The 18,867-nt window shown below is 37.7% G+C and carries 21 protein-coding genes; 10 read left to right on the top strand and 11 right to left on the bottom strand.

Annotated elements, in window-relative coordinates; translation table 11 throughout:
- Positions 1–369, bottom strand: coding sequence for a dihydroneopterin aldolase (locus R2S57_RS02705; RefSeq protein ID WP_316843571.1), 369 nt, complete (start codon positions 367–369; stop codon positions 1–3).
- A gap of 113 nt (positions 370–482) precedes the next feature.
- Here R2S57_RS02705 and R2S57_RS02700 point away from each other — a divergent pair, with 113 nt between their 5' ends.
- The 4 genes from R2S57_RS02700 (at position 483) to R2S57_RS02685 (ending at position 3,469) form a co-directional block, all read left to right on the top strand.
- Positions 483–1,673: an acyl-CoA dehydrogenase family protein gene (locus tag R2S57_RS02700; protein WP_316843570.1), complete on the top strand. Its 1,191-nt coding sequence runs from the start codon at positions 483–485 to the stop codon at positions 1,671–1,673.
- 331 nt (positions 1,674–2,004) lie between these two features.
- Positions 2,005–2,385, top strand: coding sequence for an SRPBCC domain-containing protein (locus R2S57_RS02695; protein ID WP_316843569.1), 381 nt, complete (start codon positions 2,005–2,007; stop codon positions 2,383–2,385).
- Positions 2,386–2,398: 13 nt separating this feature from the next.
- The gene (locus R2S57_RS02690) at positions 2,399–3,211 is read left to right on the top strand and encodes a hypothetical protein (RefSeq protein WP_316843568.1); all 813 of its coding nucleotides are present in this window, start codon (positions 2,399–2,401) and stop codon (positions 3,209–3,211) included.
- A gap of 42 nt (positions 3,212–3,253) precedes the next feature.
- Positions 3,254–3,469, top strand: a complete 216-nt coding sequence (locus tag R2S57_RS02685) for a hypothetical protein (protein ID WP_316843567.1) — start codon at positions 3,254–3,256, stop codon at positions 3,467–3,469.
- Positions 3,470–3,529: 60 nt separating this feature from the next.
- Here the strand turns inward: R2S57_RS02685 and rlmB are convergent, their stop codons facing one another.
- Positions 3,530–4,297 carry a 23S rRNA (guanosine(2251)-2'-O)-methyltransferase RlmB gene (gene rlmB / locus R2S57_RS02680; RefSeq protein ID WP_316843566.1) on the bottom strand — a complete coding sequence of 256 codons (768 nt, stop codon included), beginning with the start codon at positions 4,295–4,297 and terminating at the stop codon, positions 3,530–3,532.
- 199 nt (positions 4,298–4,496) lie between these two features.
- On the opposite strand from rlmB, the gene dnaB reads away from it, so the two are divergent.
- Positions 4,497–6,059 (top strand): replicative DNA helicase, encoded by a 1,563-nt coding sequence (dnaB, locus tag R2S57_RS02675; protein WP_316843565.1) that lies wholly within the window; start codon positions 4,497–4,499, stop codon positions 6,057–6,059.
- Between the two features lie 215 nt (positions 6,060–6,274).
- Here the strand turns inward: dnaB and chrA are convergent, their stop codons facing one another.
- Both chrA and R2S57_RS02665 read right to left on the bottom strand, forming a co-directional pair.
- Positions 6,275–7,492, bottom strand: coding sequence for a chromate efflux transporter (gene chrA / locus R2S57_RS02670; protein WP_316843564.1), 1,218 nt, complete (start codon positions 7,490–7,492; stop codon positions 6,275–6,277).
- Positions 7,493–7,532: 40 nt separating this feature from the next.
- Positions 7,533–7,868: a tetratricopeptide repeat protein gene (locus R2S57_RS02665; RefSeq protein WP_316843563.1), complete on the bottom strand. Its 336-nt coding sequence runs from the start codon at positions 7,866–7,868 to the stop codon at positions 7,533–7,535.
- Between the two features lie 130 nt (positions 7,869–7,998).
- On the opposite strand from R2S57_RS02665, the gene R2S57_RS02660 reads away from it, so the two are divergent.
- The 5 genes from R2S57_RS02660 to R2S57_RS02640 all read left to right on the top strand — a co-directional run bounded on the left by R2S57_RS02660 (position 7,999) and on the right by R2S57_RS02640 (position 13,185).
- The gene (locus R2S57_RS02660) at positions 7,999–8,736 is read left to right on the top strand and encodes an electron transfer flavoprotein subunit beta/FixA family protein (protein ID WP_316843562.1); all 738 of its coding nucleotides are present in this window, start codon (positions 7,999–8,001) and stop codon (positions 8,734–8,736) included.
- Between the two features lie 116 nt (positions 8,737–8,852).
- Entirely contained in the window at positions 8,853–9,821 is a 969-nt protein-coding gene (locus tag R2S57_RS02655) for an electron transfer flavoprotein subunit alpha/FixB family protein (RefSeq protein ID WP_316843561.1), read from the top strand.
- Positions 9,822–9,871: 50 nt separating this feature from the next.
- Entirely contained in the window at positions 9,872–10,486 is a 615-nt protein-coding gene (locus tag R2S57_RS02650; protein WP_316843560.1) for a bifunctional nuclease family protein, read from the top strand.
- A gap of 183 nt (positions 10,487–10,669) precedes the next feature.
- Positions 10,670–12,049 (top strand): nucleoside permease, encoded by a 1,380-nt coding sequence (locus tag R2S57_RS02645; protein ID WP_316843559.1) that lies wholly within the window; start codon positions 10,670–10,672, stop codon positions 12,047–12,049.
- A 68-nt stretch (positions 12,050–12,117) separates the two neighbouring features.
- Entirely contained in the window at positions 12,118–13,185 is a 1,068-nt protein-coding gene (locus R2S57_RS02640; protein ID WP_316843558.1) for a DUF3667 domain-containing protein, read from the top strand.
- Between the two features lie 165 nt (positions 13,186–13,350).
- Here the strand turns inward: R2S57_RS02640 and R2S57_RS02635 are convergent, their stop codons facing one another.
- The 7 genes from R2S57_RS02635 to R2S57_RS02605 form a co-directional block, all read right to left on the bottom strand.
- Positions 13,351–14,640 (bottom strand): citrate synthase, encoded by a 1,290-nt coding sequence (locus R2S57_RS02635; RefSeq protein WP_316843557.1) that lies wholly within the window; start codon positions 14,638–14,640, stop codon positions 13,351–13,353.
- Between the two features lie 131 nt (positions 14,641–14,771).
- The gene (locus R2S57_RS02630; RefSeq protein WP_316843556.1) at positions 14,772–15,302 is read right to left on the bottom strand and encodes a DUF3347 domain-containing protein; all 531 of its coding nucleotides are present in this window, start codon (positions 15,300–15,302) and stop codon (positions 14,772–14,774) included.
- Positions 15,303–15,398: 96 nt separating this feature from the next.
- Entirely contained in the window at positions 15,399–15,950 is a 552-nt protein-coding gene (locus tag R2S57_RS02625; RefSeq protein WP_316843555.1) for a hypothetical protein, read from the bottom strand.
- Between the two features lie 153 nt (positions 15,951–16,103).
- Complete coding sequence (locus R2S57_RS02620) at positions 16,104–16,604, bottom strand: hypothetical protein (RefSeq protein WP_316843554.1); 501 nt, start codon at positions 16,602–16,604, stop codon at positions 16,104–16,106.
- A gap of 117 nt (positions 16,605–16,721) precedes the next feature.
- A complete protein-coding gene (miaA, locus tag R2S57_RS02615; protein WP_316843553.1) occupies positions 16,722–17,651 on the bottom strand; it encodes a tRNA (adenosine(37)-N6)-dimethylallyltransferase MiaA in 930 nt (309 codons plus the stop codon).
- Positions 17,651–18,433 carry a hypothetical protein gene (locus tag R2S57_RS02610; protein ID WP_316843552.1) on the bottom strand — a complete coding sequence of 261 codons (783 nt, stop codon included), beginning with the start codon at positions 18,431–18,433 and terminating at the stop codon, positions 17,651–17,653. The genes miaA and R2S57_RS02610 overlap by 1 nt, the downstream gene beginning before the upstream one ends.
- A gap of 54 nt (positions 18,434–18,487) precedes the next feature.
- The gene (locus R2S57_RS02605; protein ID WP_316843551.1) at positions 18,488–18,850 is read right to left on the bottom strand and encodes a hypothetical protein; all 363 of its coding nucleotides are present in this window, start codon (positions 18,848–18,850) and stop codon (positions 18,488–18,490) included.
- Positions 18,851–18,867: the final 17 nt, after the last annotated feature.

The following is an 18,867-nucleotide window of genomic DNA, read 5'->3' as shown; positions in this document are numbered from 1 at the left end:
TTATTTGGCTGATGTATAGGTTAGTTTAACAAAAGAATGCCCAATCTGGCCAGGCATTGGTGGGTTTAATTTCTTCATACTTACATAAACAGTATCAACAAAAGGATGCAGGGCGATTACTCTCGAAATGATATTGTTCAAAACCGTTTCCAATAACTTTTGGGTATGTTTCATTTCTTCGAGAATAATGTTGTTCAAATCCTCATAGTTGACCGTCTGCGCCAGTTCATCATCAAAACCTCGTGGTGTAAACTCCGTTTCTAAATCTACAACAAAATGATTTCCAATAAGTTGCTCCTCTGGATAATAACCATGTAGGGCAAAACATTTTACATCCTTTAAGGCTACGGTTTGTTTGAAATGGCTCATGTATGTTTTGTAAGCTGCAAAATTAATTTTTTATTCATGAATATAATGCCCCTTGCCGTAAATTGTTACCTTTGAAATTAACGCGATTTCTTAACCAGATAACACGAAATTACATGAGCAAATCAGTAAAAAAAGACCTGTATGAGGCGCCAGACTATTATTTGTTGGACGAATTGTTAACCGATGAACACAAATTAATTCGTGCTACGGCCAGAGATTGGGTAAAAAAAGAAGTGAGTCCGATTATTGAAGATTATGCGCAAAAAGCAGAATTCCCTAAACATTTGATAAAAGGCCTGGCCGATATTGGTGCTTTTGGTCCAACAATACCAGTTGAATACGGTGGTGCAGGACTGGATTATACTGCTTATGGAATTTTGATGCAGGAAATTGAACGTGGTGATTCAGGAATCCGTTCAACAGCTTCCGTTCAAGGTTCGTTGGTGATGTATCCTATTTATGCTTATGGCACCGAAGAACAGCGTAAAAAATATCTCCCAAAATTAGCCAGTGGTGAAATGATGGGCTGTTTCGGTTTAACAGAGCCAGATCATGGTTCTAATCCAGGGGGGATGGTGACCAATATTAAGGATGCGGGAAGTCATTATATTTTAAACGGTGCCAAAATGTGGATCAGCAATGCGCCTTTTGCAGATATTGCGGTAGTTTGGGCCAAAGACGAATCCGGAAAAATTCGTGGATTGGTGGTAGAGCGTGGAATGGAAGGATTTTCAACCCCCGAAACACATAATAAATGGAGTTTACGTGCTTCAGCAACTGGCGAACTGGTTTTTGATAACGTAAAAGTACCAAAAGAAAATATTTTTCCCGAAATCAGAGGATTGAAAGGCCCATTGGGCTGTTTAAATCAGGCCCGTTATGGTATTGCCTGGGGTGCGTTAGGTGCTGCAATGGACTGTTATGATACGGCCTTACGTTATTCGAAAGAACGCGTTCAGTTCGGAAAACCTATTGGTGGTTTCCAGTTGCAACAAAAGAAATTAGCAGAAATGGTGACCGAAATCACCAAAGGACAACTATTGGTATGGCGTTTAGGTGTTTTAAAAAGTGAAAACAGGGCTTCAGCCGAACAGATCTCGATGGCCAAAAGAAACAGTGTAGAAATTGCATTGGATATTGCCCGTAATGCCCGCCAAATGCTTGGTGGAATGGGTATTACAGGAGAATATTCTATTATGCGCCATATGATGAACTTAGAATCGGTGGTCACTTATGAAGGCACACACGATATACATTTACTGATCACCGGAATGGATGTGACAGGATTAAACGCATTTAAATAACAACAGGATTAGAAAGATTAGTGGATTTGCATGATACCTAAAACCACAAATAAGTAAGTATAAAGATATTGGTAACTTAGATAGTTTTATCCCTAACTATTGTCTTGAACCAAGTGCTAAAAACATTTACAAGATGGATAGCTCAAGCTAAAAATTATGTTGTGGCTTATGGATTTTCTATAGGATTATTAGTTAATTTTGGCGCTACAAGCCTCCAATTTAAAAAGATATATAACTCAAGAGACAATAAATATAAAGCAGGATTGGACAAATAAACTTTTTTATTTCAGGCATTAATCCTAAAAATCCATAAATCCAGCAAATCACGATCATGAAAGACTTTAAAAAATACACCTACATCCCTGCCCCACCCGAAGAAGTTTATTTAGCCCTTACCAAAGAAACCAGTATAAAATTATGGACTGGTGCCGATGTTGAATTTGAAGAAGTACCAGGAACTGAATTTTCTTTTTGGGATGGCGATATTACCGGGAAAAACATAGAATTTACCTATGGTAAGCAAATTGTACAACAATGGTATTTTGGCGAAGAAAACGATGCCTCAATTGTAACCATAAAACTTCACGAAGACAAAAAAGGAACTTCGCTGGAGTATAAACAGACCAATATTCCTGATGAAGACTATAAAGATTTTACAGATGGGATCCAGGAATATTTTCTGGGTGGATTGGTTGATTTCTTTGACGAATAACAAAAAAGTAAAAATGAAAACTAAAATTATCGCTCTCGCCTCTTTCCTTTTCCTTGCCACATTTACTTCCTGTACATCTTTTCTTACCCCTGCTGTTCTGGGGAACAATATGGGATATATGCCAAAAGCAATGGGTGCGGATAGCGTTAAAAGCTTAACAAATGTATCAGCAAGTTATGCCGGTTCTATATCACCAAGCGCTGGTACGGATTTCGAACTCGGAATGGCAAACATAAGCCGTTCGCACACTTTCAAAAAATCAAATATTTCTTATGGCATGTACGGCTATATAGGAAAAGCCTCGGGTGGAGATAACGACAACAGTACAGAGAATCTTAAGAATTATCTTCCGGCTTTTAAAAAATCTATCAGTGGAGTTGGTTTAAGACTTTCTGCAGGCCTTCACAAAACTTCCGCTAACGGGAATACAGATTTTAGGTATATTAATTTTGAAAATGCAGTTAGCTTTGAGGGCGGCGATTATACCAAGTTCAGACAAGAGGTTTATAACAGCCATATTCCTGACTACGTAGCGGTTTCCAACAAAAAGGTGCTTTGGACCACTGGATTATCTACAGAGGTGATCTGGAGGGTAAGGGATAACCATGATTTCCGACATGCTTTTAGGTTTTTTATTGGCGGCACACCTAACTTTGCAAATAGTTTTAGGTCTGGCATCAAAACAAATGATATCATTAGGGGGAAAAATTCGATGGGTTGGGTTTTTAATTACTTTCTGTATATCAAACGTTTTTCTCTTTCCTTCGAAATGGCCGACAATGTTAATTATGCGCAAAAGATAAGCCTGGGTTATTCATTTCAATAAAACATAATTAACCTGCCGTTGTTCTGATATAAATAAAACATCATGAACAAAACGGTAGGACTTATATTAATTGTGGTTGGGATTGCGATGCTAATCTGGACTGGCTTTAGCTACACACGAAAAGAAAAAATTGTAGATGCGGGACCAATCCAAATATCTGCAGACAAGGAAAAATCCGTCAATTGGCCTCCTTATGCGGGTGGTATTATTTTGGTAGCGGGGGTATTTGTATTCGTCGCTTCTAAAAATAAGAGATAAACAGGATCCTGTTTATCTCAAAACTGCTTTAATTCCGTCACCGATTATTTCGCTGTTACGTTAAACGGTTCTTTGTCTAACGGCTTCGTATAAAATTACGCCAGCAGCTACTGAAACATTTAAGGATTCGATTTTACCGGCCATCGGAATTTTAGCCAAATGATCGGCTACACGTAAAAGTTCGTTAGAAATACCTTCATCTTCCGATCCCATTACAATTGCGGTAGGCATCGTATAATCTGGCGCGTAAATAAAATCATTTGTTTTTTCGGTACAGGCAACGATTTGCAAGCCGCTTTCCTGTAAAAACAAGCAGGTTTTATGCAGATTGGCATGACGGCAGATTGGTATGCTAAACAAAGCGCCTGCAGATGTTTTTATCGCATCAGCATTGATCTGTGCAGCATTTTTTAAAGGTACAACAATGGCATGTACACCAACACAGGCCGCGGTACGAGCAATTGCGCCCATATTACGCACATCGGTTACGCTATCTAAAACCAGTATTAAAGGCACCTCTCCCTTTTCAAAAACAGCTGGTACAATATCCTCTATGTTTTGATAGGTGATCGGAGAAATGACCGCAATTACACCCTGGTGATTTTTTTGCGACATGCGATTCAGTTTCTCAATCGGAACTGAATTTAAAGGAATCAAGGTATCTTTTAAAAGCGCTTTTAACTCTAAGAATAATTCGCCACCTAAACCGCGTTGCTGATAAATCGTTTCGATATCTCTTCCTGCTTTAACGGCTTCTATTACGGCCCTGATGCCAAATACAAACTCATTATTCTCTTTTGCGCGTTGCGGTCTTCTAAAATTATCCATGTTTTGAAATTGTTAGGCAAAAGTATTCAAATAAATGTTTTAGCCCTAATCTATATGATCCTTATTAACATTTAATTGTTTAAAAATTTTGGCGATTTATAAAATCACATAAAATTTAATCTGATTATGCTTCAATTTGTTAACAAACAGCTAAGAACTAATTCGAGCAATCGCGTCAAAATTTGATTACTTTTGTTGCATGAGTACGGATAATGAACAAGGCGGAAAGAACAGTATGACTGCTAGAAAAAGCAGGTTAAGTAATACCATTAGTTCACAGGGTAAGATCCCTCCCCAGGCATTAGATCTTGAGGAAGCGGTTTTAGGTGCCCTCATGCTCGAAAAAGATGCCCTTTCAGCCGTAATCGATGTTTTGAAACCAGAGGTTTTCTATAATATTGCCCACCAGAAAATTTTCGAGGCTATCCATATTTTATTCCAAAAGTCGAGACCTGTAGATATTTTAACGGTTACTGCCGAATTGCGTACTTTAGGTACTTTAGAAATCGTTGGCGGCGCTTATTACATTACTAATTTAACCAACCGTGTTGCCTCAGCAGCGAATATCGAGTTCCACGCCCGTATTATTTCTCAAAAATACATTCAGCGTGAATTAATCAGGATCTCAACCGAAATCATTACCAATGCTTATGAGGATACTACCGATATTTTCGATTTATTGGATCAGGCTGAAAAAGGTCTTTTCGAAATTGCCCAAAACAACCTGCGTAGAGATACCCAGAAAATGGACGATATCATCAAGCAATCGTTAGCTACCCTCGAAGAACTTCGTACCAAAACAGATGGTTTAACAGGTGTTCCTACCGGTTTTACAGGCTTGGATCGAATTACAGGCGGTTGGCAAAAGCAGGATTTGGTAATTATTGCGGCTCGTCCGGCGATGGGAAAAACGGCATTCGTGCTAACCTGTGCCAGAAACGCTACCGTCGATTTCGCTAAACCAACGGTTGTATTCTCACTAGAGATGTCGTCGGTTCAGTTGGTTAATCGTTTAATTTCCGGTGAAGCAGAAATTGAGCAGGAAAAAATCAGAAAAGGGAATTTACAGGAATGGGAATGGCAACAATTACACAGTAAAATTGGCCGTTTAACTGAAGCCCCCCTGTTAATAGATGATACGCCCGCACTAAATATCTTTGAGTTTAGGGCAAAATGCCGTAGATTAAAATCTCAGTACGACATCCAGCTCGTAATTGTCGATTACTTGCAGTTAATGCATGGTAAAGGCGAAGGTAAAGGTGGTGGAAACCGTGAGCAGGAAATCGGTAGTATTTCAAGGGCCTTAAAATCTGTAGCAAAAGAACTTGATGTTCCGGTATTGGCACTATCGCAGTTAAGTCGTGCGGTAGAGAGTAGGCCAGGTTTGCAGGGAAAAAGGCCGATGTTATCCGATTTACGTGAATCTGGATCAATTGAGCAGGATGCGGATATGGTATTATTCTTATACCGTCCCGAATATTATGGTATTACCGAAGATGAGCAAGGAAGATCGCAGGCGGGTATTGGTGAGGTAATTATTGCAAAACACCGTAACGGTGAAACCGGAATTGTGCCGCTTAAATTTATAGGTAAATTTGTGAAGTTCGTCGATCTGGAAGATGATTTTAACGCACCTCCAAATTCGTTTGCTGCAGATCCATCTGCCGGAATGTATCCGTCACAAGATTTCGAAAAGCAAAGCAATGTGATCATTCGTCCATCCAAAATGGATGATTATAATGATGATGATCCACCGTTTTAGGAATAATTATTTGCTATTAACCGCTAAAAATAGTCCTGAGATGGAAAAACGAGCCTGGTAGCAGGAAACCGACCCATCTAAACCCGATAAAACGAATGCTCCCGATCCTTATCGGAGCAGCAGTGATAGCGGGACTACTTTAACCTAAATGGCACTGTAACTGCTTTCCTCATCATCAAGGCTGTTATGTATACGCTTCTTCGTTAAAGCAAATGCTAGAATATATACCCAATCAATATACCCGCTAATACAATAACGGGAGGACTTACCTTGGTAAAATTAAGCAACAGAAACGTCGCAATCATAATTCCTAAAAACACCCAGTTAAAGCCCATTGGGATTAGCAAAAGGATAAATGCGGCAATGATAAACCCTACACTCACGGCATTGATTCCCGATAGGCTATGGCGGATTCTGGAGATCTTTTTAAGATCGTCCCAAAAGGGAACAATAAATAAAACAAGGATTAAACCAGGCAAGTTAATGCCTATTACGCCGATTAATCCACCTAAAATCTGCCCCCACATCCCATAACCAAAATTCTTCATGCTCAAGGCACCCAGATAACTGGTAAAAGAAAATGTAGGTCCTGGTAAGGCTTGTTGTAATGCAAAACCAGATAGAAAACCAGATGAAGGCAAATAATGCTTCATCTCCACAAACTCTGTAAACATCAATGGTACAAGCACTTGTCCGCCGCCAAAAACCAAAATCCCATTACGGTAAAAATTTTCAAGCAAACGGATGGGTAAACTGAAAGGTGATGTACGGTTAATAATTGCGCCCACTAAAGCGAACAGCAATAATGCGCCAATAAAATAAACCAGCTTTTTAGGGTTAATATTCGAAAAAAGTTTAACCCTTAATTCCGTTTCTTCTTTTGGGGTTTCTATCGCAGATGATATCATCCCTCCTATTAAAATAGATAAAGGGAATACGTATGCATTTCTTAATACCAAAGTAGCAATAACCGAAGCAATAGCCAGAAATATAGAAACCTGAGAAGATAAAACTTTTTTGCCCAATTTCCAGGCTCCATAGGCCACAATACCAAGGGCTATGGGCTGGATATATTCTAAAATATCGTTAAACTTTTGTTTCTGATCGAGTAAGGCATAACTGATCGCTGCAAAGGTCATGATGGCCGCTGTAGGCAATATCCAGATCAGGAAGGTGATGATGGCCAGCTTGAGCTTGCCAACCTTCCAGGCTATTCCTACCAGTGTTTGTGTAGATGCCGGCCCCGGCAATACCTGGGCCAGTGCATTTAGTTCTAACAATTCCTCCTCGGAGATAAACTTGGTGCTCTGTACAAAATATTTCAGCAGCAAGGCCAGGTGCGCCTGCGCCCCACCAAAAGAGGTAAATGTAAAAAAGATTACGTTTCTAATAAACAGCCACTGCTTTTTAGCGGCAATAGGTTTGGTCTGCATTTATAATAATAAACTAAAAGCCCCTTTAGGGGTTTGGGGTTTAATCATCTTCATAATCTAGTCCGGCGGCTGTATTATATGCACCTTGCAATTCTGAAAATGCATGCATATCTCTTTTATTTCTAGCCACCTGCATTCCCTTCTGATAAATTTCGATTGCTTTCTCTTTTTGATCGTCTTTTTCCAATAATTTGCCCAAATGATAGTATGTTCCAACATAATCTGGATGTTTATCAGTTAACTGAAGGTAAAAAGAATAGGCCTTTTCTTTCTCATTTTGAGCGTTATACTCTGTGGCTAAGGCATATAGTATAAATGGATCGTTGGGATCGCTTTCTAAAAATTCTAATAACTTGCTTAAACGGGTGGATGACATTTTATTTCCTTGCTTTTTTAATTAAATTTGCAGAAAGACCTTATATAATAATGATATCATATATGAACCGATCAACATTAAACAATTACAGTTCTAGATCGTTCATAGCAATAAAAACCACTATTAACATATGAAAATATTAGTTTGTATCAGTAACGTGCCAGACACAACGACAAAAATAACTTTTACTAATGATAATACCGAATTCAATACGTCAGGAGTGCAATATATTGTTAATCCATACGATGAAATCGCTTTATCACGCGCAATTGAGTTAACTGAAGGTGGCAAGGGAACAGTAACAGTGATCAACGTTGGCGAAGCAGCTAACGATCCAACCATCAGAAAAGCGCTAGCAATTGGCGCCGATGATGCGGTTAGGGTGAATGCTGCGCCCAGAGATGCTTATTTTGTAGCTAAACAGATCGCAGAATATGCCAAAGACAAAGATTTCAATATCATTTTAACCGGTCGCGAATCTATCGACTATAATGGTAACCAGGTTGCGGCCATGGTAGGCGAATTTTTAGATATCCCATCTGTGTCGATCATTAAAAAATTAGATATTGCTGGCGACAGTGCTACCATAGAAAGAGAAATTGAAGGTGGAAAAGAGGTATTAACTGTTTCTGGTAAATTTGTAGCCAGTTGTGCTGAAGGTGTAGCTGAACCAAAAATTCCGAACATGCGTGGCATCATGAGCGCCAGAACAAAACCATTAGTTGTTGTAGATGCAGTTGCTATCGAAGAAGTAACCAAGGTTACGAAATACGAGACTCCTGCCCCACGCGGAACGGTTAAGTTAATTCCTGCGGATCAGACAGAACAGTTAATTGGCTTATTACACAGCGAAGCTAAAGTAATATAACCCGTTGGCAGTTTGGAGTTTTCAGTTTCAAGCTGTCTGATTTGGGTTAAGAGATAAATAAAAGAATAATTAATTATAGAAATAAAAATCCCCTTTAGGGGATTAGGGGTAATTATATGTCAGTATTAGTATATGTAGAACAAGCTGAGGGTAAATTTAAGAAATCTGTTTTCGAAGCAGTATCTTATGCCAAAGCCATTGCCGATCAACAATCAACTCAATTAACCGCCATTTCAATTGGTGATGTTGCAGAAACTGAATTAAAAGAATTGGGCAAATACGGTGCATCTAAAGTTTTAAATGTAAGTACCGACCAGTTAAGAACTTTTGTTAACCAGGCTTATGCAAGCGTCATTGCTGCTGCCGCTGAGAAAGAAGGAGCTGATATTGTTGTTTTATCTAACTCGTTCTCTGGTAAAGGTTTGGCGCCGCGTATTGCAGTAAAACTTAAAGCTGGTTTAGCTGATGGTGCGGTAGAATTGCCTAGCAGCGATGGTAAATTCTCGGTTAAGAAAACAGCATTCTCAGGTAAAGCATTTGCCATTACCGAATTAACTTCTGCAAACAAAGTAATTGCCCTAAACCCAAATGCGTTTGGCGTGAAAGAAAATGCTACAGATGTAGCTATTGAAACCTTTGCTGCTGATATTAAACAATCAGACTTAGGTACTGTTATTAAAGAGATTATAAGGGCAACTGATAAAGTTTCTTTACCTGATGCTGAATTGGTCGTTTCGGCTGGTAGAGGTTTAAAAGGCCCAGAAAACTGGGGAATGATTGAAGAATTAGCAGGTCTGTTAGGGGCAGCTACAGCATGTTCCAAACCAGTTTCTGATGCAGACTGGAGACCGCACTCAGAACACGTTGGTCAAACAGGTATTGCCATCAGTCCAAATTTATATATTGCCATTGGTATTTCTGGGGCGATCCAGCATTTGGCAGGTGTAAGTTCATCAAAAGTAATTGTAGTGATCAATAAAGATCCGGAAGCGCCATTCTTTAAAGTGGCTGATTATGGAATTGTTGGCGATGCTTTTGAAGTAGTACCAAAATTAATTGAAGCATTAAAAGCGCATAAGGCATAATACCTTACAGACCTTATAGGTTTTAAAAACCTGTAAGGTCTTACATAAATATGAAAAAAGTAAAATTAGATATTGTAGGTTTATCTTACAGCCAGACTCAATCTGGTGCTTATGCCCTTGTTTTAGGAGAAGTAAATGGACGCCGCCGGTTGCCGATTATTATTGGTGCATTTGAAGCGCAGGCCATTGCTATTGAAATTGAGAAAATGACTCCTAGTAGGCCGTTGACACACGATTTATTTAAATCGATGGCTGATACTTTTCATATCAATATTCAGGAAATCATTATTTACAATTTGGTTGATGGGGTATTTTACGCCAAACTAATTTGTAGTGATGGAAAAAATACCCATGAGGTTGATGCCCGGACATCTGATGCAATTGCATTAGCCGTTCGTTTTAACGCTATGATTTATACCTATGAGTTTATTTTGGCTTCAGCAGGAATCGTGATCGAAGGAAATGATTTTCTTTTTCTCGAAAATATGGATTCTATTGCCAAAGAACCCGAAGCTGATAGCTTACCAACCTCAACCAAGCAACAGGGTTATGGCGATTTAACCTTAGAAGAACTTCAGCAGAAGTTACAAGAGGCCATTGCTGAAGAAGCTTATGAAAAAGCAGCAAGGTTAAGAGATGAATTGAACAAACGGGGAACATCTTAATTTTGATCAAAAAAATGTTCATCGAATCAAAATTCCAATCGATTTTTCTAAAAATCACTAAATAAAAAGCTAAATCTGAAAATAGCCCAAATTGTTTAAAATAATTTGAGCTCATTTTGGATTATCATTCAAAATAGTTCTATATTCAGCTTTTACTTTCAATAATCAAACTAAACTATTATTATGAACGTTAAGTTTCGCTTAACTATAATGAGTTTCATGCAATTCTTTGTATGGGCTGCCTGGTTAATAACGATTGCAAATTATTGGTTTGGAACCAAACAATGGGATGGCGCAGATTTTGGAATAATTTTTTCTACAATGGGTATTGCATCTTTGTTTATGCCTACCATAACCGGTATCCTGGCCGATAAGTGGATCAATGCTGAAAAGCTCTATGCTATATTACATATTCTTTATGCTGCTACTATGTTCTATCTGCCACAGGTAGAAGATCCACACACCTTTTTTTGGGTAATATTGGTTGCCATGTGTTTTTATATGCCAACCATAGCCTTAAGTAACTCGATCAGTTATACTACTTTAAAAAATGGCAACTTTGATGTGGTCAAAAACTTTCCCCCTATCCGTGTTTGGGGAACGGTTGGTTTTATTGCGGCCATGTGGCTTACCAATTTAACAGGCAACAAAGCCAGTGCAAATCAATTTTACATTGCAGGCATAAGTGCTTTATTATTAGGGGTATATTCTTTTACCCTTCCGGCATGTAAACCATTAAATTTAATCAGTGAGAAAAAAACATTCGTGCAAAAGCTTGGCTTAGAATCTTTCAAACTGTTTGCTGATTATAAGATGGCGTTGTTCTTTATTTTCTCCATGTTTTTGGGCGCGGCATTACAGTTAACGAATGCCTATGGGGATGTTTTCTTAGATGAATTTAAATTATTCCCCGTTTTTGCAGAATCTTTTGTAATCAAGTATTCTACCATCATTTTATCCATCTCTCAAATATCCGAAACATTGTTTATCCTGGCTATTCCATTCTTTTTGAAAAGATTTGGGATTAAATGGGTCATCGCAATCGCGATGTTTGCCTGGGTATTGCGTTTTGGCTTATTTGCATTTGGCGATCCCTCTACTAATTTATGGATGATTATCACCTCATGCATTGTATACGGAATGGCTTTCGATTTCTTTAACATTTCAGGATCGTTATTTGTCGAAACTTCAACAACACCTAAAACACGTTCATCGGCGCAAGGTTTATTTATGATGATGACCAATGGTTTTGGTGCAGTGTTTGGCAGTTTGGTATCCGGTTGGATGATCAATAAGTATTTCACCTCTTACTATAGTAACATCGGTTCGTTATCTAAATATGTAAAAAGTGAAGCCGATAATGAACATTTGCTTAAATTTTTGAAAAATAAAGGCATTAGTGTATTGCAAAACGGAGATTTAAGCCGGGCCTTGGATGTAAAAGACTGGCACAACATCTGGCTATCTTTTACGATCTATGTTTTAGTGATTGCTATTGTTTTTGTAATCATATTTAAACACAAACATACCCGGGCAGAAGTAGAAGCCATTAACCATTTATAATTTCGATAAATCCCATGTCAGCTGGCAAGTATAGAAAAGAGCACAATTGTTTAAACTGCGGTTCCCACGTGGAGAAACATTATTGCAGCAATTGCGGTCAACCCAATTTAGAATTAAAGGAAAGTTTTTGGGGCTTTATCAGCCACAGCATTGCCCATTATTTCCATTTTGATAATAAGTTCTTCCAAACCCTATCTCCTCTTTTAACCAAGCCGGGGCAGGTTACATTAGATTATTTAGCTGGTAAAAGAGCACGGTATATCAATCCGGTGAGCATGTATATCTTTGTATCAATTGTCTATTTTTTGGTGGTGTATTCGCCAAAGCATGTAGAAAAGGATACCGATGATGACCATATTAAGATCGAGAATAAAAAGGATCAAAATGTTACGGATAGTGTAAATAAAGCGTTAAAACTGACCGGAATATCTAAAGACATTGCAAATAAAGCTACAAAATCGATTAATAAAGCAATCCAGAAAAAAGAATTTATAGACCTTGGTTTTGCTGATCAGGAAAAGGAATTGAACAGGTTAAACGCAGAAAATGCGAAATTAAAATCTGATTCCCTTACTGATATGATTGATGAATTTAATGATATCCATATCGAAAGGAACGATAGCACCTATGCTGCTTATCTATCCAGACAAAAAAAGCTACCGCTTTCTGATCAAGACAGCTGGTATAAGAAATGGAAAAAAAAGAGGGCGATTTCGATCGGAGAAAAATCAGAAGTCATTCAGGAAACCTTAGAACATAACCGACCAAAACAATACTTTTTGTTAATGCCTTTACTGGCCTGGTTTATTATGCTCAATTTCAGGAAAAACCACATTTACTATTTAGATCACCTGATTTTTACCATTCATGGCATGATGGTCTACTTCATTGTCTCAATTGTTACCCAACCCATCATGAAACATGTTTTTGGTGAAGACTCTGTGGTAAGTGGTATTATTAAAGTGGGGGTTATGGTATTTTTGTTCTGGTACATGTTTAAGGCTCTTACCATTTTTTATCAGCGTAAAACGTGGAGTACAATTTTTAAAATCTTCTGGATTTTGATTTTATATGCCGTAGCCTTTAAACTATCTGAAATGGTCATGATCAATCTGATTTATTACGTAGCTACATAAATTATCCCGTCATTTCGACCTTAGCGGAGAAATCTGATGCAATAGACGTTCTCACAGAACTTACTTTTAAGTACTCAACTTGTTTCAGAGTAATGACTGTCCAAGAGTTAATCCCATAAAAAAACCACCCGATTTTATCGGGTGGTTTTTTTATGCTGAATCAAATTACTTTCTGTTTTTCAATTCAACAAATTCTCTATCTGTTTCGCCAACATAAATCTGACGTGGACGGCCTATCGGTTCTTTGTTCTCGTGCATTTCTTTCCATTGGGCAATCCATCCTGGTAAACGTCCTAAAGCAAAAAGAACAGTAAACATTTCTGATGGGAAACCTAAAGCGCGGTAAATAATACCTGAATAGAAATCTACGTTTGGATATAATTTACGGTCGATGAAATATTGATCAGTTAAAGCTGCTTCTTCTAATTTTTTAGCGATTTCTAAAATCGGATCATCGATACCTAAGTTTTCTAAAATATCATCGCAAGCTTTTTTGATGATTTTTGCCCTTGGATCGAAGTTTTTGTAAACCCTGTGTCCAAAGCCCATCATACGGAAAGGATCGTTTTTATCTTTTGCTTTTGCAATCCATTTCTCTGTATCACCACCGTCCGCTTTAATCAGTTCCAGCATATCGATAACAGCCTGGTTGGCACCACCATGCAGCGGCCCCCAGAGCGCAGCAATACCAGCAGCGATAGAAGCATATAAATTACAGTCAGACGAACCTACAATACGTACTGTTGATGCTGAACAGTTTTGCTCATGATCTGCATGTAAAATCAGTAGTTTGTTCATTGCGTTAACAACGATTGGGTTTACATCATAATCTTCAGTACGTTGGCCGAAAGTCATCCATAGGAAATTGGTCACATAATCATATTTATTTTTTGGATAAATAAGCGGATGGCCCAATGATTTTTTATAAACGAAAGAAACGATGGTTGGAAATTTAGCCAACAATTTGATGATGGTTAAATCTTGTTCCTCTGCAGTTTGGTTTGGTTTTAAACACTCCGGATAAAATGTAGACAGGGAGAAGATCAAAGAACCCAATTGACCCATTGGATGAGATCTTGACGGATAACCATCAAAGAATTTCTTCATGTCTTCATGGATCAAAGTATGCTTGCTGATATCAGCCTGTAAATCTTCCAATTGTTTTTGTGTTGGAAGATCACCATAAATGATCAGGTAAATTACTTCTAAAAAGCTCGATTTTGCGGCGAGCTCTTCGATAGAATAACCTCTATATTTTAAAATGCCTTTTTCACCATCTAAAAAAGTGATTTTACTTTTTGTAGAACCCGTATTTTTAAAACCAGTATCTAAAGTTACAAAACCTGTAAGATCTCTTAATTTTGAAATATCAATGGCCTTTTCATCTTCTGTTCCTGTAATTACTGGCAATTCTATTGTCTTACCATCAACTTTAATCTCTGCAATATCTGACATATTATTGTATTGTGTTTATAGCTTCTAAATTATATAAAATTAATATACATGCATAACAAATCTGTTAAATTAATATGAACAATTGGTCAAAATGACGTAACAATCCTGCTTAATTAAACAGCTTTTCGATCTTATTTCGCCTTGATCTCCTCAGCCACTCTTCCGCACTCCAGCATTTCATTTCCATAATAAGGATTTCTGATTTCCTTTTCGGTTGATAACCAGTCTCCTCCATCTCCTTTGTTCGCCATTGGGCAATGTTGAACATAAATGGTGCCTTTTTCAATTTCGGCGCCTTTTAGCAAAGCGATCAAATCGGAACTTAAAACGGTAAAATCTTTTCTTTGTGAAACAAGGTTGGTGCTTGCCGCTATTTTGCTGGCCACTACGGCGGTAGGTTCGCAGCCTTTATAGGCGGCCAAACTCGTTTGCAATTGAGAAGCAGATTTCTGGGCGCTAGCTGAATCTGATTTTACCAGGGCGTTTTTCAAACCTACATATTGATTGAAGATTTCAGATTTCTGTTTATCTTTTATCGAAACCTCGTTTTTAACCGATACTGAATCTGTTTTGGTGGAGTCGTTGGCCTCAGTTGATTTTTGATCTGCCTGAGTGCAGGCCAGTAAAGTGCTAAGTATTGCTATTCCGAATATTCTTTTCATGCTATTTGGTTTTCGGCTCAAAATAGCAATTAAAATATTAAATAAATAAAAAAGTCCCGATTTTCATCGGGACTTTCAAAATATATGATGTTTTAATTATAATTTAAAATTATAAGCCAATCGAAGATTAAATTGACCAGTTTTCATGAAGTAAAGATCCGACTCACTATTGTTTACATAACCTTCGTATTTCACACCAAGATCCAATCCATTTTTCCATTCGTAACCTAATCCACCAGTGTAAATAAAGTTCATGTTAGCGCCATCTTTAATCGCTAAACCCGAACCCAGTTCGGTAGCCAGGTACATTCTCTCGATCGGGAATACCCTAACACCGCCCATTACAGGGATAAACTCGAATTTAAGCGGACTTCCTTTCCATTTCAATCTGGTATAACCACCAGAAGCAGTAACGGCCACGTAAGGACTTAAATCATACTGAAGTTTTACATCTGCACCATAACCATTATCCATTTCTGACTTGTCTGGAAATATGCCATAGTTTACGCCAACACCGATTTTGAAAGCCATGCCGCTTCCGCTGCTCATTGACTCGGTTGTGCTCATGGTTTGTGCCTTTAAATTTGATGTGGTTAAAATTGCAAGGGCTGTTAATGTCGTTGCAAAAAGTTTAGTAACTGTTTTCATTTTAAGATATTTTAAGTTATTAATTAAGGGTTTAGTGTATATACGTTAAAATATCAAGCATGGATTTTTAAGTTTTCATTTTTTTCAGAATCTTATGAAATAAAAAAAGCCCCCTTAAAAGGAGGCTTTCATTAATTCTATTGTGGATTATGCTTATAAGCTAAAGCCATAAGCTAAACGGATACCAGCAAAACCGATACTACCATTATTCGAGTAGCCTTCATATTTGGCTGCTAAATCTAAGCCGTTACTCCATGCATAACCAATTGCTGGAGAATAAACAAATGAAGTACCTGAACCTTTGTTTGTTCCAAAGCCAGCTCCAAGTTCAGCCAAACCATAAGCACCTGCGCCTGAATCATTGAAGAAATATTTCGCACCAGCTTTTACTGGGATAATTCCAAAACTTCCGCCTCCGTAAGAGTCTTTTATTGAGAAATTATTATAACCTGCTGTTACTGGAATAGATAATTGTTTATCAACATTAAATTGATATCTGATATCCCCACCTATAACTAATCCGTAGCCAGTTGTTGTTCCAGCACCAACATTTAATCCTATACCTAAATTTCTTGATTGAGCATTAGCATTTGTTGTAAAAAATAGTGCCACTACAGCTGCTGAAGTCGCAATGATTTTAGTAATTGTTTTCATTTTAAGGATGATTTATGAGTTAAAACTAATATGCTTCAATAAACGCAAAGGTTGTGCCAAAAAGGCTTTTTTGAATCTATTTTACCGATAAACCAACGTTTGGATGACTAAATATATCTAATTAACCTGATCTGAAACTTTATCAAAGATTTGTTGTTTTAACTGGTTTATCGGTGCCGAAGCATCAAGCCAAATAATGTCGACACTGTCCTTTTCCATCTTCCTGAAAAAAGTGTTTTGCCTTTTGGCGTACTGGCAAATTGCAATGCCCAATTTTAATTTTAGCTCATCGAAGGTGAACAGCCCATCCAGATAATTCACAATGAATTTATATTCCAGTCCATAGAAAACCAAAATCTCTTTGCTGATCCCTTCCTTAAGTAATTGTTCCACTTCTTCAACTAATCCGTCTTTAAGTCTTTGGTCTAATCTGGCCATGATTTTAGCGCGTGTAATTTCCACTTCGTTTTTCAAGCCAAAAATAATGGGTTTGAGTATGGGCCGGTCAATAATTTCCAGTTGGTTATGTTTCAGGAAATCTGATATCTCTAAAGCCCTGATTAACCTCTTTTTGGAAGATAAATCTACATGATCGTTAGGCTGGCTTTTATCACTTTGCAATTTCACAATCAATTCTTCTTTCGGCAATTGGTTTAATTGATCTCTTAATTGTTCGTTTACCGGAATGGCAGTAAAAGTTTGATTTTGAAGGAGACTATGAATGTACATTCCTGTACCACCACAAAGAATTGGAATTTTATTTAGTGCTGTTATCGTTTCAAAAGCGTCATAAAAATCGTTTTTGAAGGCATCAACATGATAACGTTCACCGGGTGCTAAAATATCAATAAGGTGATGAGGAATTGTTTTGTTGTTAATCTGATACTCCTGAAGGTCTTTTCCTGTCCCGATATCCATACGTTTAAATATCTGACGGCTATCGGCACTGATAATTTCTCCGTTTAGCGCATCTGCAACCTGCACAGCAAGTTTTGTTTTGCCTGATGCCGTTGCGCCTAAAATAATAATGAGGTTATGCTGATCCATTAAAATTTGAGAATAAATTTTAAACTTCCTGTATTAAACACTTCCTGCCCCGAACTTTGGTTGTTCTTTTTCAGCTGTCGGTTTAGCTTTTCGTCCAAAATATAATTGTGGGATTCGACAACTGCTGTTTGAGTAAAACCAAGTTTAACATAGGCCTCTCCTGCCGACCAATCGCGGTCTGCATAGGTCATCAAATCGTTGGGTTTATGCGTTTCAGCGAAAAATGAAATCAGTTTGCTCAATCCTCCTGTAATTGAATAACCCGACTTAACGGCAAACCGGATCAGTTCTGCTGATTTATAATTTTCGGTATGGTTCATTTTACGGAGTGCAGAAAATGTGGCGACAGCAATCAATTCTTCTTTCTCGAATAAACCGATTTTATAACGGCTGCTCACTGATCCCTGCAAATGGTTTTCAGTTAAAAAAGCATCTGCAACAGGTTTGGCTATTTTGAAAGCCTTGGTTTTTCTTCCATGAATGCGGATATTTCTGCCAAGCAGGGATTTTATCCTGGCTAAAACCTGATCTGGCCTCGATAGCCAAATGTCCTCCCAAAGATGAACGAGTTTGATGTTTTTTTTGTGATATTCTTTCTGTAACCCGATGAAATCTTCAGCTGTGCCTCCATTATTCAAACTAACCAAATGAATGATCAATTCGTTATTGAGCTGCAATAATTGAAATTTCTCTCCCCAAAAAAAATGGCATTCAATTTTGTGATTAGCAAGCGCTAAGAGTAATTGATGATGCCAGTTAAAATCAGAAGTTAAATTATTCAATCAGCAGAAGGTTATTCAGAAAAATTATCCGCCGCAAATTTAACCATCAAATTATTAAATCCATTCTTTTTCTTTGAAGTTGGTATGGATAATTTCAATTAAAGTTTCTACTTCTTTTAATTTGGTATCGTCTAAACGGGTAATTTTTAAACCTGCTTTATCTTCTCCGAAATTTTCTAACTCTTGATTGGAAGTTGAAAATTCGGTTGTATTAACTTTAACTTCCACCACACTCCCATTAATATAAATACCTGTAAAAAAACGTTCGGTTATTTTTTCTCCGTTTACATCGATGTTTTTTTCACTATATAGATCGTATCCGGTTTCAGAGTTTTCATGTACCGTATAACCTCGTGTTGCATATGGCTGTACGCCTGCCCTTATGGTTTGAAAAATTTCTACAAGATCAGTTTTCATAGTGCGATTTGATTTTA

This window comes from Pedobacter psychrodurus, from assembly GCF_032678585.1.
Taxonomy (GTDB): domain Bacteria; phylum Bacteroidota; class Bacteroidia; order Sphingobacteriales; family Sphingobacteriaceae; genus Pedobacter; species Pedobacter psychrodurus_A.
Note: the sequence above shows the minus strand (reverse complement) of the source record. Positions and strands in the feature narration are given on the sequence as shown.

What these genes read in the sequence shown, in the direction of transcription:
- R2S57_RS02705 (WP_316843571.1), bottom strand. Translation starts at nt 369, where the DNA reads ATGAGCCATTTCAAACAAACCGTAGCCTTAAAGGATGTAAAATGTTTT.
- R2S57_RS02700 (WP_316843570.1), top strand. Translation starts at nt 483, where the DNA reads ATGAGCAAATCAGTAAAAAAAGACCTGTATGAGGCGCCAGACTATTAT.
- R2S57_RS02695 (WP_316843569.1), top strand. Translation starts at nt 2,005, where the DNA reads ATGAAAGACTTTAAAAAATACACCTACATCCCTGCCCCACCCGAAGAA.
- R2S57_RS02690 (WP_316843568.1), top strand. Translation starts at nt 2,399, where the DNA reads ATGAAAACTAAAATTATCGCTCTCGCCTCTTTCCTTTTCCTTGCCACA.
- R2S57_RS02685 (WP_316843567.1), top strand. Translation starts at nt 3,254, where the DNA reads ATGAACAAAACGGTAGGACTTATATTAATTGTGGTTGGGATTGCGATG.
- rlmB (WP_316843566.1), bottom strand. Translation starts at nt 4,297, where the DNA reads ATGGATAATTTTAGAAGACCGCAACGCGCAAAAGAGAATAATGAGTTT.
- dnaB (WP_316843565.1), top strand. Translation starts at nt 4,497, where the DNA reads ATGAGTACGGATAATGAACAAGGCGGAAAGAACAGTATGACTGCTAGA.
- chrA (WP_316843564.1), bottom strand. Translation starts at nt 7,492, where the DNA reads ATGCAGACCAAACCTATTGCCGCTAAAAAGCAGTGGCTGTTTATTAGA.
- R2S57_RS02665 (WP_316843563.1), bottom strand. Translation starts at nt 7,868, where the DNA reads ATGTCATCCACCCGTTTAAGCAAGTTATTAGAATTTTTAGAAAGCGAT.
- R2S57_RS02660 (WP_316843562.1), top strand. Translation starts at nt 7,999, where the DNA reads ATGAAAATATTAGTTTGTATCAGTAACGTGCCAGACACAACGACAAAA.
- R2S57_RS02655 (WP_316843561.1), top strand. Translation starts at nt 8,853, where the DNA reads ATGTCAGTATTAGTATATGTAGAACAAGCTGAGGGTAAATTTAAGAAA.
- R2S57_RS02650 (WP_316843560.1), top strand. Translation starts at nt 9,872, where the DNA reads ATGAAAAAAGTAAAATTAGATATTGTAGGTTTATCTTACAGCCAGACT.
- R2S57_RS02645 (WP_316843559.1), top strand. Translation starts at nt 10,670, where the DNA reads ATGAACGTTAAGTTTCGCTTAACTATAATGAGTTTCATGCAATTCTTT.
- R2S57_RS02635 (WP_316843557.1), bottom strand. Translation starts at nt 14,640, where the DNA reads ATGTCAGATATTGCAGAGATTAAAGTTGATGGTAAGACAATAGAATTG.
- R2S57_RS02630 (WP_316843556.1), bottom strand. Translation starts at nt 15,302, where the DNA reads ATGAAAAGAATATTCGGAATAGCAATACTTAGCACTTTACTGGCCTGC.
- R2S57_RS02625 (WP_316843555.1), bottom strand. Translation starts at nt 15,950, where the DNA reads ATGAAAACAGTTACTAAACTTTTTGCAACGACATTAACAGCCCTTGCA.
- R2S57_RS02620 (WP_316843554.1), bottom strand. Translation starts at nt 16,604, where the DNA reads ATGAAAACAATTACTAAAATCATTGCGACTTCAGCAGCTGTAGTGGCA.
- miaA (WP_316843553.1), bottom strand. Translation starts at nt 17,651, where the DNA reads ATGGATCAGCATAACCTCATTATTATTTTAGGCGCAACGGCATCAGGC.
- R2S57_RS02605 (WP_316843551.1), bottom strand. Translation starts at nt 18,850, where the DNA reads ATGAAAACTGATCTTGTAGAAATTTTTCAAACCATAAGGGCAGGCGTA.